The sequence below is a fragment of the Nocardiopsis chromatogenes YIM 90109 genome (assembly GCF_000341185.1).
GTDB lineage: Bacteria > Actinomycetota > Actinomycetes > Streptosporangiales > Streptosporangiaceae > Nocardiopsis_A > Nocardiopsis_A chromatogenes.
The window spans coordinates 1-12,419 of the sequence record NZ_ANBH01000166.1 but is presented as its reverse complement, the minus strand read 5'-3'; the positions used below and the strand labels follow the sequence as shown (position 1 = coordinate 12,419).

15 protein-coding genes are annotated in these 12,419 nt (G+C 72.9%); 9 read left to right on the top strand and 6 right to left on the bottom strand.

Going from position 1 to position 12,419, the window contains the following annotated elements; translation table 11 throughout:
* The 3 genes from D476_RS0117505 to D476_RS0117495 all read left to right on the top strand — a co-directional run bounded on the left by D476_RS0117505 (position 1) and on the right by D476_RS0117495 (position 3,242).
* Positions 1-1,605, top strand: coding sequence for an ABC transporter permease subunit (locus D476_RS0117505; RefSeq protein ID WP_017625230.1), 1,605 nt, complete (start codon positions 1-3; stop codon positions 1,603-1,605).
* The gene (locus D476_RS0117500) at positions 1,605-2,492 is read left to right on the top strand and encodes a sugar ABC transporter permease (protein ID WP_017625229.1); all 888 of its coding nucleotides are present in this window, start codon (positions 1,605-1,607) and stop codon (positions 2,490-2,492) included. The genes D476_RS0117505 and D476_RS0117500 overlap by 1 nt, the downstream gene beginning before the upstream one ends.
* A 162-nt stretch (positions 2,493-2,654) precedes the next feature.
* On the top strand, positions 2,655-3,242 hold the full coding sequence (locus D476_RS0117495) for a hypothetical protein (protein ID WP_239648740.1): 588 nt from the start codon (positions 2,655-2,657) through the stop codon (positions 3,240-3,242).
* Between the two features lie 26 nt (positions 3,243-3,268).
* Here the strand turns inward: D476_RS0117495 and D476_RS0117490 are convergent, their stop codons facing one another.
* A complete protein-coding gene (locus D476_RS0117490; protein WP_017625227.1) occupies positions 3,269-3,619 on the bottom strand; it encodes a DUF6247 family protein in 351 nt (116 codons plus the stop codon).
* 88 nt (positions 3,620-3,707) lie between these two features.
* A complete protein-coding gene (locus tag D476_RS33645) occupies positions 3,708-4,532 on the bottom strand; it encodes a MerR family transcriptional regulator (protein WP_017625226.1) in 825 nt (274 codons plus the stop codon).
* A gap of 157 nt (positions 4,533-4,689) precedes the next feature.
* On the opposite strand from D476_RS33645, the gene D476_RS0117480 reads away from it, so the two are divergent.
* The gene (locus D476_RS0117480; RefSeq protein WP_017625225.1) at positions 4,690-6,018 is read left to right on the top strand and encodes an erythromycin esterase family protein; all 1,329 of its coding nucleotides are present in this window, start codon (positions 4,690-4,692) and stop codon (positions 6,016-6,018) included.
* On the opposite strand, the gene D476_RS33640 is transcribed toward D476_RS0117480, so the two are convergent.
* The 3 genes from D476_RS33640 to D476_RS35685 form a co-directional block, all read right to left on the bottom strand.
* Positions 5,997-6,317, bottom strand: a complete 321-nt coding sequence (locus tag D476_RS33640) for a hypothetical protein (protein ID WP_051061776.1) — start codon at positions 6,315-6,317, stop codon at positions 5,997-5,999. The genes D476_RS0117480 and D476_RS33640 overlap by 22 nt on opposite strands.
* Before the next feature lie 2 nt (positions 6,318-6,319).
* A complete protein-coding gene (locus D476_RS0117470) occupies positions 6,320-6,787 on the bottom strand; it encodes a membrane protein (protein ID WP_026123599.1) in 468 nt (155 codons plus the stop codon).
* A gap of 274 nt (positions 6,788-7,061) precedes the next feature.
* Positions 7,062-8,000: a DUF6891 domain-containing protein gene (locus D476_RS35685; RefSeq protein ID WP_152529375.1), complete on the bottom strand. Its 939-nt coding sequence runs from the start codon at positions 7,998-8,000 to the stop codon at positions 7,062-7,064.
* 44 nt (positions 8,001-8,044) lie between these two features.
* On the opposite strand from D476_RS35685, the gene D476_RS0117460 reads away from it, so the two are divergent.
* Entirely contained in the window at positions 8,045-8,431 is a 387-nt protein-coding gene (locus tag D476_RS0117460) for a hypothetical protein (protein ID WP_017625221.1), read from the top strand.
* Positions 8,432-8,468: 37 nt separating this feature from the next.
* Here the strand turns inward: D476_RS0117460 and D476_RS0117455 are convergent, their stop codons facing one another.
* Positions 8,469-9,140, bottom strand: coding sequence for a GNAT family N-acetyltransferase (locus D476_RS0117455; protein ID WP_239648739.1), 672 nt, complete (start codon positions 9,138-9,140; stop codon positions 8,469-8,471).
* A gap of 175 nt (positions 9,141-9,315) precedes the next feature.
* Here D476_RS0117455 and D476_RS0117450 point away from each other — a divergent pair, with 175 nt between their 5' ends.
* The 4 genes from D476_RS0117450 to D476_RS0117435 form a co-directional block, all read left to right on the top strand.
* Positions 9,316-10,311 carry an ATP-grasp domain-containing protein gene (locus tag D476_RS0117450; RefSeq protein WP_017625219.1) on the top strand — a complete coding sequence of 332 codons (996 nt, stop codon included), beginning with the start codon at positions 9,316-9,318 and terminating at the stop codon, positions 10,309-10,311.
* Between the two features lie 3 nt (positions 10,312-10,314).
* A complete protein-coding gene (locus D476_RS0117445) occupies positions 10,315-11,298 on the top strand; it encodes a hypothetical protein (protein ID WP_017625218.1) in 984 nt (327 codons plus the stop codon).
* A gap of 88 nt (positions 11,299-11,386) precedes the next feature.
* Positions 11,387-11,815, top strand: a complete 429-nt coding sequence (locus D476_RS33630; protein WP_051061775.1) for a BlaI/MecI/CopY family transcriptional regulator — start codon at positions 11,387-11,389, stop codon at positions 11,813-11,815.
* Positions 11,812-12,419: M48 family metalloprotease (locus D476_RS0117435; RefSeq protein ID WP_017625216.1), on the top strand; the 608-nt coding region annotated here is incomplete at its 3' end. The genes D476_RS33630 and D476_RS0117435, both read left to right, overlap by 4 nt.

Below are 12,419 nucleotides of genomic sequence, written 5' to 3'. Positions count from 1 at the left end.
GTGGCGAGGCAGAGCGGCGGGGCGGGCGCGCCGAAGGCGCCCGCCCCCCTCCCCGGAGCGCGCCTGGCCCCGCGCGGCGGTATCGCCGGGCACCTGGTCAAGGCGGCACTGCTGGCCGTGTCGGCGGGGATCGCGGTGTGGGCCGCGGTCCCGCTGGCGGAGGCCGGGAACTGGATCGGGCTCGCCGTCGTGGCGGCGGTCACCGCCCTGGTCCTGTGGATCTACCTGTCCAAGCGGCACATCCCCGCCAAGTACCTGCTGCCCGGCCTCCTGCTGCTGGCCGCCTTCCAGGTGGTGCCGGTGCTGTACACCGTCGGCACCTCGGTGACCAACTACGGCGACGGCCACCGGGGCACCAAGGAGCAGGCGATCGCGCAGATCGAGGCGGCGTCGGTGGCCCAGGGCGAAGGGGCGGGCGACTACGTGCTCACCCTCGCGGCGCGCGGCGACGCCGACACGGGCGACCTGGTCTTCCTGCTGACCGGCGACGACGGCCGGGTCCTCGCCGGAGACGCCGACGGCCTGGAGCCGGTGCCGGACGCGAGCACCGGACCCACCGGAAAGGTCACCGAGGCGGACGGGTACACGCTGCTCACGGCCGCCGAGGCGGGCGAGCGCAGCGAGGAGATCTCGGAGATGGCGGTGCCCGCCGAGGAGGGCACCGGCATCCGCGCCAGCGGGCTGTCGGCCGCCTACGAGGGCCGGGCGACGCGGGTCTACGACGCCGGGTGCGACTGCATCACCGACACCTCCACCGGCGAGGTGTACACCGCCGACGACGAGCGCGGGGCGTTCTACAGCGAGGACGGCCGACGCCTCTCCCAGGGGTGGCGGGTCGGCGTCGGCGCGGACAACTACGCGCGCGTGGTGGCCGACCCCGGCATCGCCTCCTCGTTCTTCTCCATCCTGGGATGGAACGTGGTGTTCGCGGCCGGGACCACCTTCGGGGTGTTCGTGCTCGGCCTGTCCGTGGCGCTGGCGATGCACACCCGCCGGCCGCTGCGCGGCAGGACCGTGTACCGGCTGCTGCTGGTGCTGCCCTACGCCATGCCCGCGTTCGCGATGATGCTGCTGTGGCGGGACATGTTCAACGCCGACTTCGGGCTCATCAACCGGATGCTCGGCACGGACGTGGACTGGCTGGGCGGCACGTCCACCGCGCGCGCGGCGGCGCTGACCATCAACATCTGGCTCGGGTTCCCGTACATGTTCCTCATCGCCACAGGGGCGCTGCAGGCCATCCCCCGGGAGCTGGTCCAGGCGGCGCGCATCGACGGGGCCGGGGCCTGGCAGGCGTTCCGCAACGTCACGCTCCCCCTGCTGATGGTGGCGATGGCGCCGGTGCTCATCGCGACGTTCGCGTTCAACTTCAACAACTTCAACGCGATCTGGCTGACGACTGAGGGAGGGCCGTTCCCGGCGGACAGCCCCATGGCGGGGACGACGGACCTGCTGATCACCTACACCTACCGGCTGGCGTTCGGCGGGCAGAGCGCCCAGTACGGCTACGCCGCGGCGATCTCGGTGTTCATCTTCCTCATCGTCACCCTGATCTCCTATCTCAGCCTGCGCAGGAGCGCGGCGCTGGAAGAGGTGAACCGCTGATGGCGCAGTCGACGACGGTGCAGCGGCCGACGCGGCGACGGGCGCCCCGCCGCACCTTCGGCCACCTGTGGCGGCACCTGTTCCTGCTGGCGATGACCGTGTTCGCGGTCTTCCCGGTGCTGTTCGTGGTGTCGGCGGCGCTGAACCCGCTGGGCACGCTCAGCAGCGCGCAGCTGGTGCCGACGGGGGTCAGCACGGGCAACTTCGCGCAGCTGCTCACCGAGACCCGCTTCCCCCGCTGGTACCTGAACTCGCTGGTGCTGGCGGTCTCCAACGCGGCGGCGACGGTGTTCCTGTCGGCGCTCGCGGCGTACGTGTTCAGCCGCTTCCGCTTCCGGGGACGCCGGGCCGGGCTGTACGGGCTGCTGATCATCCAGATGTTCCCGCAGTTCCTGGCGATCGTGGCGATCTACCTGATGTTCTCGGCCGTCACCGACCTTCGGCCGGAGGTCGGGTTCGACACCCACTGGGGGCTGCTGCTCGTCTACATGGGCGGGGCGCTGAGCATCAACACGTGGCTGATGAAGGGCTTCTTCGACACCCTGCCGGTCGAACTCGACGAGGCCGCCCGGGTGGACGGGGCCACGCACGCCCAGATGTTCTTCCGGATCCTGGTGCCGCTGGTGACACCGGTGCTGGCGATCGTCGGGCTGCTGGTGTTCATCGCGACGGTGAACGAGTTCATCATGGCGAGCGTGTTCCTGCGCGACCCCGACTCCCAGACGGTGGCGCTGGGGCTGGCGGCGATGGTCGCCGACCAGAGGGACAGCAACTTCGGCATGTTCGCGGCGGGGACGCTGCTGCTGGCGGTCCCGGTGCTGGCGGTGTTCTGGTACCTGCAGCGCTTCATCGTCGAGGGGCTGACGAGCGGAGCCGTGAAGGGCTGAGCGGACGGCAGGCCCCGCCCCCCCCCGGGCGGGGCCCGTCCCCCTCCCCGCGGCCGTGGACCCGGTGGGGGAACCGGGGGCGGGCGTGGTGCGTCGGATGTGTGCTCCCGCCGGGATCCCCCGTACTCCGCCCCGTCATGGAGGCCCCGCATGGTCCCCATCGTGAACGCAAACCCCCTGGTCATCGGCTCGGTCGACAAATCGGAGGAGTTGTTCGGAGGGCTGGAGTACGAATTGCGCTCCACCGACGGCACGGTCCTGGCCCGGGCCCGTGAGGATCTCGGCGAATCGGCGGGCAAGCGGTTCGTCCGCTCGTTCATGCGCACGATGGCCAACTCCCGGAGCGTGGTGGTGGAATCCCCGCACGGCGAGACGCTCCACCTTCACGAGGAGCGCACCCGTGTGGAGTCCCGGACGTCGGTGAGCACCGCCGCGGGCGCCCTGATCGGCACCGTCACCCTCACCGAAAGGTTCGGTGTGTCGCGCCGCTTCGCCGTGCACGACGCCTATGGGCGCGAGACGGCCGCGTTCGGCATCAACGGCCCGAAGAACACCTGGGAAGGGTGCACGGTCACCGGACCGGACGGCCGCCCCCTGGCCGACATCGCGGTCACGGGGCGCCGGAACAAGACGCTGACCTACTTCCCCGACTTCACGGTCCACCAGCGGATGGCCCTGCCCGATCCGTTGCCGCTCCTGCTGCGCGTCGCCCCGATGCCGCTCGACTTCGCCGAGATCGTGGACTCCTGACCGACCGCCGGGGCCCGGAGCCCGGCCTAGAGAACCTGGGCGGCCGCTTCAGCGAGGATCCGGGACACCTCGGCCGCGGCCTCACGGCGCCGTGTCCGGTCCTCACTGTGGGCCATGATGTGCTCACATCTGCGCAGTCGGGCGAGGCGTGCCGGGTGTCTGGCCACGGCCACCCATGTCCACCAGCGCTCGATGAACTGTCGACCGGGGAGGAGGCTCCGTTCATCGCGCATCCTGTCGGCCGTCTCCGCCCAGTGGGCGTCGAACTTCGACAGGGCGTCCGGGGCGAGTCGGATGACAGCGATCCTCAGGGCCTCTGGCGTCTTCTCCGGCACACGGACGACCGGGGCGCTGTCTGCGGCGAACGAGCCGTTCATCGGGGGTCCTCCTTGTCACCGGTTCGGTATCCGATGTGTATCGAAGCGCCCTTGTGGACACCCGGGATCCAGGGGGAGTGCACGTGCGCTATGCCCTATCGGGGCTGCTTTCGAAGGCGGGGCCCGTTGTCATGGACGGTGCCCGGTTCGCTGGTGGGAGGGCCTCTGCCTCGGCGGTGGCATCGAGATAGCTCTCCAACTCGCGGGCGCCTGACAGCATCGCCCTGCTCCGGGCGTTGATCCTCGCCCTCCATTCGTCGAGGGTCGCCTCCAGGTCCGACGGGTCGCCCGCGCCTCGCAGGTGGTCCAGGAAATCCCTGATCCTCGCCAGCGGGAAGCCGCCCCGGCGCAGTTCCCGTGCCGCGTGGGCGTCGCGGACCGACTCGGCGGTGTACACCCTGTACCCGGTCGCCCGGTCGCGTTCGGGGTGCAGGATGCCCGCGCGTTCCCACGTGCGCAGTGTCGCCGGGTGGAGTCCGACCTGGTGGGCCAGCGCCCCCACGGTCAGCGGCTCCCCGGTGCCGGGCGCGGATGCGCCCCCGCCCGCACGGTGCGGCGGCCGGGGCGGGGACGCGAGCAGCGCCTCCAGGGCGGCGGCCACCTCGTCCAGGGTCTCCCTCTCCCGCAGCAGGGCCGCGTGCGCCCGGTCGATGATCCGGAACACCGCCTCCTGAGCGCCCCGGTTCGCTGCGTTCAGGACCTCGGCCGCCGTCCGGTGCCCCACGCCCCGCCGCAGGGCCAGGAACGTCCTCAGGGCCTGGGCGTGCACCGGGCCGTACCGCCGGTACCCGTTCGCTCCGCGCTCGGCGGGCGGCAGGATGCCCTGCTCCTCGTAGTTGCGCACGGCCTGGGCGGACAGCCCGTGCTCGCCCGCGAGGTCGGCCGGGCGGAGTGCCGCGGAGCGGGTCGGCATGGTCCTCCGGTTGAAGGTTCTGGTGGGTTCCGGGCGAGAAATCGTGTCAAAGTCTCAACCGACCCTTCAAGGATACGGTCGAAGCGAACTCGCCGCACACAGGGCGCGGACGGCGGCCGTGTGCGCGGAACACCTGAGGAGAAGGGGCGGTCCCGCGATGTTCGCTGGTAGGGACGGAGAAGGATTCGGTTTCGGAGAGGGCGCGGGAACGGCCGGAGAGGCCGTCGCCCGCTACCTCGACACGCTCGACAGCGCACCGGCCCTGCTCGGCCTCGGTGAGCCCACCCATGGGGTCGAAGCGTTCCCGCTTCTGCGCAACCGCATCATCGAGCACCTGGTGCGGTACCGGGGCTTCCGCTCGGTCGCCATCGAGATCGACGGTCTGGCGGGCCGCATCGTCGACGCCTTCATCACCGGCGGCGAAGGCGATGTGGACGAGGTCATGGAGCGCGGCTTCAGCCATGAATTCGGCGCGCTGCCCTCCAACCGCGCCCTGGTGGCCTGGCTGAGGGAGTACAACGCCGACCGGGCCCCTGCCGACCGGGTCCGGTTCTACGGCTTCGACGGCCCCATGGAGATGATGTCCGCCCCCAGCCCGCGTGCCGCGCTGATGGGGGCGCACGGGTATCTGGTCGAGCACCTGGGGCAGGCGCGTGTCCGGCACACGGCGGAGAGGATCGACGGGCTCCTCGGGTACGACGCCGTCTGGGCCGCCGAAGCGGCGATGATGGACGCCGCGCAGTCGGTGGGCGACACCGATGCCGCGCGCGCCCTGCGGGCCATCGCCGACGACCTCCTCGCCCTCATGGAGGCGGAGGCCCCGACACTCCGTGAGGCGTCATCCGACGCCGCCTACAGGGACGCGCACCTGCTCATCCGCACCAGCCTCGGGCTGCTCCGCTACCACTCGGCCATGGCGTGGACGGCGCCGATGGCCGAGCGGCTCGCGGCGCTGGGGGGCCTGCGCGACGCGATGATGGCCGCGAACCTGAGGGCCGTCGCCTCCGCGGAGGCGGAGCGCGGGCCGACCCTGGTGTTCGCGCACAACGCCCATCTCTGGAAGCGGCGGACCGCGATGGACATGGGCGGCATGGCCGTGCGGTGGTGGTGCGCGGGCGCCCTCATCGCCCCCGAGCTGAAGGACCGGTACGTCGTCATCGCCTCGGACACGGCCGAGGCGGAGGGGACCGACGCCGCCGAAGGCGACCCCGGCAGCCTGCAAGGGGTGCTCTCACAGGCGCTCGCCTCCGGTGGCCCGCGCGCGCGGGAAGGGGCGCTCTTCCCGGCGGACGCGCTGCGCGGGGCGGGCACGGACGGACGGGTCCTCCAGGCTCGGAGCGACCTGAAGGACCCGCGCTACATCCCGATCGACGGGCTCGACGGCATGGACGCCGTCGCGTTCATCCGGGGAGGGGGAGGCGAGCGTGTCCTCTGGGGCGGCGAGGACGGCGGTGGGGACGCGGATCAGCCTTCCCGCACGTCCTGACCCCGCCGGACAGGGGAATGCTGAGGCTCCTTCACCGGGCGCGGTCGCTTCAGAGCCTGCATGGTGCGGCGCACCGTCAACAGGCCGCCGATGCCGGGGACGAGGGCGAGGACCCGGGCCGCCGTGCCGGTACGGCCGAAGGCCCACACCCCGACGACCACGAAGAGGTAGGCGCAGCCGTGCACCGGGCCCATCAGCGACGACACCGTCTCGTCGTGGACCGTGGCCAGGTTGGCCAGCATGATCAGCAGGGAGGCGAACTCGATGTGCGCACCGATGCGCAGGGCCGTGGGGTTCATGGTCACGCCCCGGTGGTGGAGCCCGGCCGAACGATCATCAGGACCGTGACCACCACCCACAGCAGGTTGAACACCCCGGTGAGCATGGCGAGGCGGCCGGGAGGAACGGAGCCGCCCCCGGCCTCCCCGCCGTCCAGCGCCGCGACCTCCCCGGCCTGGCCGGGGAGGATCGCCAGGGCCAGAACGGCCGCGGCCGCGGCGGTCAGCACGATCGACACGGTCAGCCACATGTCGCCGAGCACCCCCAGCGCGCTCGCGGTGGCGAACCCGAAGACCGGGACGGCGATGCCGACATAGGCGTAGACGCGGCAGATTCGGTGCAGCAGCCGCAGGGTGCCGAGGCCTTCGCGCGGGGATTCGGAGGCGTGGGCCCGCCGCAGGGCCGGAGGGAACATGCTGGCGGCGACGGTGACCGGGCCGATGGCGATGATCGCGGCGACGACGTGCAACGAGAGGAAGAGCTTGGCCACGGTCAGCACCCCGGATCCGAGCCGGGGAACGGGGCGAGGGGCCGTCGCACCGTCGGCGGTCCGGCGGCGGGCACGGCTGTACAGGGGCGCATCGACACTCCTTCAGGAACGGTGGAAACCGGCGACGGCCGGTGCGTCCTGAAAGCTATTGCCCCACCGCAGCGCAGGCCCAGTGGCATGACGGACACGTTCCAACGGGAAACTGCCAAGCTGGTGCGGCGGCCCGCCGCCGCGCCTGTGCGCCGGGGGCGCCCCTCCGTTCGTCCTTCGGCCGCTACCGGGGCAGGGGCTGGCGCCACTCCATGGGGGAGATCTCGATCCGCTTTCCGGGGTCGCCGTCCCAGTGGGCGGTGAGGCCGGCTTGTTCGATCAGCCCGACCACCTCGCGGCCGATCGCGGCGGTGGCCTCGTTGTCGCCCCCGAACGCCCCGTACGACAGCATCAGCCCGCCGCCGCCGATCGCCCGGTCGGTGTCCTGGCCGTGGTAGAAGACGAAGCCGCGGTCCCTGTCCGCGCTCGGGGCGATCCCGTCCAGGGCGCAGCTCTGGCAGCAGGAATAGTCCTGCAGGGCCTCGATTCCGTTCATGCGCAGCTCCGCGAAGACCTCGTCCAGGCGGTCGCAGTCGGTCGGCCCGGTGGCGGTTTCCTGGTCGCGGAGGATCCCCTCCCAGACGTCCTGGACGATCCGCCGGGCGCGTGCCGCCGGAAGCCGGTCGCCGACGTGCTCGGCGACCTCCCGGACCGCCTCTTCGAACCGGGCCTCTCCGCGGCAGACCAGCAGCCGCGCGAACTCCTCGGCGTCCTCCAGCACCTCGGCATCGGGCTCGGGCGCCGCCCGCTCCCCGGTCGCGTTCCCGGAGTCCGCCAGGCGCGTCGCCCAACCGACGAAGGCGTCGACGATCTCCTCGCGCGGCACCGGCCGGGACACGATCATGCTTGGAGTGCCGTCCCCGGTCTCGACGTCGTAGTCACCGTCGCCCACCCGCCATGCCTGGATGAAGACGCCCGCGTCCGGGGCATCGGCGGGGGAGACGGTGATCCATCGGCACGACGGGGCGCCGACGAACCCGACCAGCCTCGCCAGGCGGTCGGCGGTCGGGCGGACTTCGGTGCCTCCGCCCTCCGTCGTGACGTTGACGGGGAGGCCATCGTGGTTTCCGGGGCCGGGCCCGTCCTCGGAGGAGGGCGAAATAGGGGTGTTCTCTGAGTCCATGTCCGCCATCATGGCGGGGTTCGGCGACAGAACGGAGCGTACTCATGACCGGCCCGACCCCCGACACCGCATCCGGCCCCTCGGCCGGGCGGGCGACGACGACTCTGTGGCGTCCGACGGGCCCGGTCGAGCTGGATCTGGTCCGGGACCTGAACTGGCGGGCCTGGCCGCCCCGGCTTCCGGAGCAGCCCATCTTCTACCCCGTGCTGAACGAGGACTACGCGGTCAGGATCGCCAGGGACTGGAACGTCCGCCACGACGGGGCGGGGTTCGTGACGCGCTTCGAGGTCGACTCGGCGTTCCTGGAGCGCTACCCCGTCCGGCAGGCCGGGGGACGGACCATCCTCGAACTCTGGGTCCCGGCCGAAGAGCTCGACGCGTTCAACGCGCACATCGTCGGCGGGATCGACGTCGTGCACGAGTTCCGCTGACCGCGCCGGTCCTGTGCGCGGCCGGCCCCGCCGCCCGTCACGGGTCGAGGATGAACGGCGTCCACGGCATGCCGTCGATGTCGTGCCGCACCTCCCGCTCCTCCCATCCGAGGCGCCGGTAGAAGTGCTGGGCCGCCTCGTTGCCGTGCCCGGTGTACAGGCGCAGCCGTTCCACGCCGTGCACCCGCGCGATGCCGGTGAACCCGTCCACCAGGACCGCGCCGACCCCGGTGCGGCGCAGTCCGCTGTCGACGGCGATGTGGCTGAGTACTCCGGTGCGTGCGGGCGCCCCGCCCTCGGCCGTGCCGTCGGCGGGGCCCGGCGCGGGGGAGCGGCGCATGCCCCGCAGGTAGCGCCGGGCCCGGGTGCGCATGAACCGCGCCGTCAGCTCGGGCCGCACCAGCAGCGAGGCCAGCCCCGCGCGGGCCAGGTCCCAGCGGCTGAACCGCATGAGGTGGCGGTGGTGGGCCGCCGCGTCGGTGCTGCCGACCAGGAAACCCGCGGCGGCGCCGCTCTCGGCGACGAGTGCCACGGCGGCGGGGCTGGTGAGGAACGAGCGGTAGTACCGGCCGAGGAAGCGGTCGCCGAGTTCGACGAAGAACCCGCTGGGCAGGTTGGCCCGGTGCAGGCGCACGACGGCGGGCACGTCGTCGAGCTCCATGGCGCGCAGCGACACCGCCGGTGTCTCCGAAGGGGCTGGGGACGGCATGCGCACCAATCTACTACATGTGTAATAGTAGGGGGAGTCCGGACGGGGAGGCGCCCCCCTCGCCCCCGTCCGGGACACGGCCACCGCGCGGCCCGGCGCCGCCCGCGGGCGGCCCGGCACCCCCCGGCCGGGTCGGCCCCGGGCCCGCCCGCCGAGCTGAGAGGAAGGGACACCCATGCTGGACAAGCAGGTGAGCGTGCTGGTGACGGCCGCCGGCGCGGAGGGGACCGCCGGAAAGATCCTCAGGCTGCGACGGCAGGGCTTCCGGGTCGTCGCCATCGACGCCGATCCCCGGGCCCCCGGGCTGTACCTGGCGGACCGCGGCCACGTCGTCCCCGTCGGGACGAGCCCCGACTTCATCCCCGAACTGCGCCGTATCTGCTCCGCCGAGGCGGTCCGGGCGCTCGTGCCACTGGTCGACGAGGAGCTCGTCCCGTCCTGGGAGCTGAGCGGGTGCGGCCTTGAAGTCCTGCTCCCGCGCCTCGGGATGGTCTCCGTCTGCCTCGACAAACTGGCGCTGATGGAGACCCTGGACAAGGCGGGTATCCCGGTTCCGCCCACCCGCCTGGCGCGGTTCGGCCCAGGGGACCTGAACCTCCCCCTGATCGTCAAGCCCCGGACCGGCCGGGGCAGCCGGGGGGTCACCGTCGTCCGCACCCGTGAGGAGCTCGAAGCGGCCCTGGCCGCGGCCCCCGTGGAACGGGGCGCCATGATCATCCAGGAGTACGTGGACGGCCCCGAGTTCTCCGTCAGCGTCGTGATGTGGCGCGACGGCCGCGTACAGGCCGTCGTCCCCAAAGAGGTCGTGCTCAAGGACGGTTCCTCCCGCTACGCGATCAGCCGTCGCAACGAGGCCGTCACCCGGACCTGCGCCCGGGTGGCGCGCGCGCTCGGCGCAGACGGTCCGTTCAACGTCCAGCTCCGCATCGGCCCCGACGGCGTGCCGCGCGTCTTCGAGATCAACCCGCGCTTCTCCGGAAGCTCCACGCTCACCGCCGCCGCCGGCGTCGACGAGATCGGGCTCCTGCTCCTCCAGGCCCTCGACCCGCACCGGCCGCGCATCGAGGACCGATGGCGCGAAGGCGTGGCCATGGTCCGCCACGCCGCCGAGGCATTCGTCACCGAGGCCGAGCTCGACACCGGCCGCATCTCTCTCGAACGGACCGTCTGACCCATGTCCCGACCCCACTCGGTGCGGCGCCTGCTCGCGCTCCTCGCCGCCGCCCCCCTGCTGGCCGCCTGCGCCTCCGACGCCGACGGCCCGAGCGCCGACGGGCCCGACGGGCCCTCGGCGTCGAGCGCGCCCGCGCTGCCCGAGGTCCGGCCCTACCACGTCGCCGAGGGCGAACCGGCGCCCGACGTGAAGCGGGCCGCCGTGCGCTTCCTCGAGGCGGTGCTCAACTACGGGCCGGGGGAGGGCACCCCCGACGCCGCCCGGGAACGGCTCAGGGAGGCGGGGGCGGGCGACGGTGCCGACGCCGCCGACACCGACGGCCTCTCCCTGCTCGACCCCGACGCGTCGGCGGCCGCCCAGGTGGTATATCCCCAGTTGGGCGGGTTGACCGAGAAGCGCGCGTCGATCATGGCCGTGGTCCGCACGAGCCTGCTCGGCGGTGCCGACCTCACGTCCACCACCCGCGTCGTCGACCTCCGCCTGGCCCGGGGCGGCGACGCGTGGGAGGTCGAGGAGGTCGCCTCCGTCGGCGACCCGCCCGGCGGGAGCGGCGCCTCTCCGGCATCCGGGGCCGCCGCCGACGTGCTCGCCTCAGAGCGGATCACCCTGCCCGACAGCGCGCGCGGGGACATCACCTCCGGGCGCATCGACGAACGCGTACTGCGGATGATGCTCGACCTGGCGGCTGAGGCCCCGATCTCGGTCGCCGTGCTGGCCACCGGGCACCCCGACAACGTCTTCGGCAGCTCCTCGGTCAGCAACCACACCGAGGGGCGCGCCGTCGACATCTGGGCGGTCGACGGCGCCACGGTCTCCGACCAGCGGCTCGAAGGCGGGGAGGGGCCGGTGCGCACGCTGATGGAGCTCGCCCTGGAGAAGGGGGCCACCGAGGTCGGCGGCCCGTGGGCGCTCAGCACGCCCGACGGCTCCGCCTTCACCGACACCGTGCACGAGGACCACCTGCACATCGGGTTCAAGGCCTGACCCGTCCTCTCCCGCGCGCCGGGGCCCGCGGCCGTGTGGGCGACAATGAGGGGGCTGGGGCCGCAACCCGATGATGCTTGAGGGATCGATGTCACGACGAAGGCTCGGACAGCTGGAGGCCGAAGTGCTGGCGGTGCTGGCGGAGACCGACGGTTTCCTGTCCACCGGCGAGCTGCGCGAGCGGCTCGACGGCACCCCGGCCTACACCACGGTCAACACCGTGCTGTTCCGCCTGCACGACAAGAAGATGGTCGAGCGCTCCCAGCGCGGCCGGGCCTACGTCTACCGCCTCACCGTCGACGAGTCCGGGCTCGCCGCCGAGCGCATGTTCGACCACCTCCGGGTGGCCAGCGACCCCGCGGGCGTCCTCAACCAGTTCGTCCACGGCCTCAGCGATGAGGAGGCCGCCGCGCTGCGTGCGGTCCTCGGGCAGGACCCCGAGCACGACTCCTCCGGCGCGGACGACCCGCGCACCCCGCCCCGGCAGGGCCGGGAGAGGCGGCCGGAGGAGCCATGACCTGGTACACCCTCGCCCCGGCCGTCCTGATGGCGGTGCCCTCCCTGGCCCTGGCGCGGCGCCCGCTCCCGATCCACCCCGCCTGGTCGGCGCGGCTGCTGGCGGTGCTGGCCGTGTCCGCGGCCCTCACCACCGTCAGCACGGCCGGACTGCTCGCCGGGGCCTTCCTCGCCGGGGTGCTGCCCTCCGACGCGGTGTCGGGCACCGAGAGGGGGCGGCTGCTGCTGGAGCACGGCCCCGTCCCCGCACCCGTCGGTGCGCTCGCCCTGGCACTGCTCGCCGTGGGAGCGGTCGGCGCCGCGCGGCTGGGCCTGCGGTGGTGGCGCGGCCTGCGCGAGGTCCGGCGGAACGGCGACGGCACGGGCGTGGTCGACGACGACCGGCCGATGGCCATGGCGGTGCCGGGGCGGCGCGGCGGCGTCGTGCTCTCCCGGGGGCTGCTGCGGCTGCTCGGCCGGGACCAGCTCGGGGTGGTGCTCCGTCACGAGCGCGCCCACCTGCGGCACCGCCACCACCTCTACGCCGCCGCGGGCGCCCTGGCCGCCGCACTGTTCCCGCCGCTGGCGCCGGTGCACCGCCGTCTCCGGTTCGACCTGGAGCGCTG

Excerpts from the sequence above, each read along its gene's own strand:
- D476_RS33645 (WP_017625226.1), bottom strand. The coding sequence starts at position 4,532 with ATGCCGACCCGCTCCGCGGCACTCCGCCCGGCCGACCTCGCGGGCGAG.
- D476_RS35685 (WP_152529375.1), bottom strand. The coding sequence starts at position 8,000 with ATGGACTCAGAGAACACCCCTATTTCGCCCTCCTCCGAGGACGGGCCC.
- D476_RS0117460 (WP_017625221.1), top strand. The coding sequence starts at position 8,045 with ATGACCGGCCCGACCCCCGACACCGCATCCGGCCCCTCGGCCGGGCGG.
- D476_RS0117450 (WP_017625219.1), top strand. The coding sequence starts at position 9,316 with ATGCTGGACAAGCAGGTGAGCGTGCTGGTGACGGCCGCCGGCGCGGAG.
- D476_RS0117445 (WP_017625218.1), top strand. The coding sequence starts at position 10,315 with ATGTCCCGACCCCACTCGGTGCGGCGCCTGCTCGCGCTCCTCGCCGCC.
- D476_RS0117480 (WP_017625225.1), top strand. The coding sequence starts at position 4,690 with ATGTTCGCTGGTAGGGACGGAGAAGGATTCGGTTTCGGAGAGGGCGCG.
- D476_RS0117455 (WP_239648739.1), bottom strand. The coding sequence starts at position 9,140 with ATGCCGTCCCCAGCCCCTTCGGAGACACCGGCGGTGTCGCTGCGCGCC.
- D476_RS33630 (WP_051061775.1), top strand. The coding sequence starts at position 11,387 with ATGTCACGACGAAGGCTCGGACAGCTGGAGGCCGAAGTGCTGGCGGTG.
- D476_RS0117500 (WP_017625229.1), top strand. The coding sequence starts at position 1,605 with ATGGCGCAGTCGACGACGGTGCAGCGGCCGACGCGGCGACGGGCGCCC.
- D476_RS0117490 (WP_017625227.1), bottom strand. The coding sequence starts at position 3,619 with ATGAACGGCTCGTTCGCCGCAGACAGCGCCCCGGTCGTCCGTGTGCCG.
- D476_RS33640 (WP_051061776.1), bottom strand. The coding sequence starts at position 6,317 with ATGAACCCCACGGCCCTGCGCATCGGTGCGCACATCGAGTTCGCCTCC.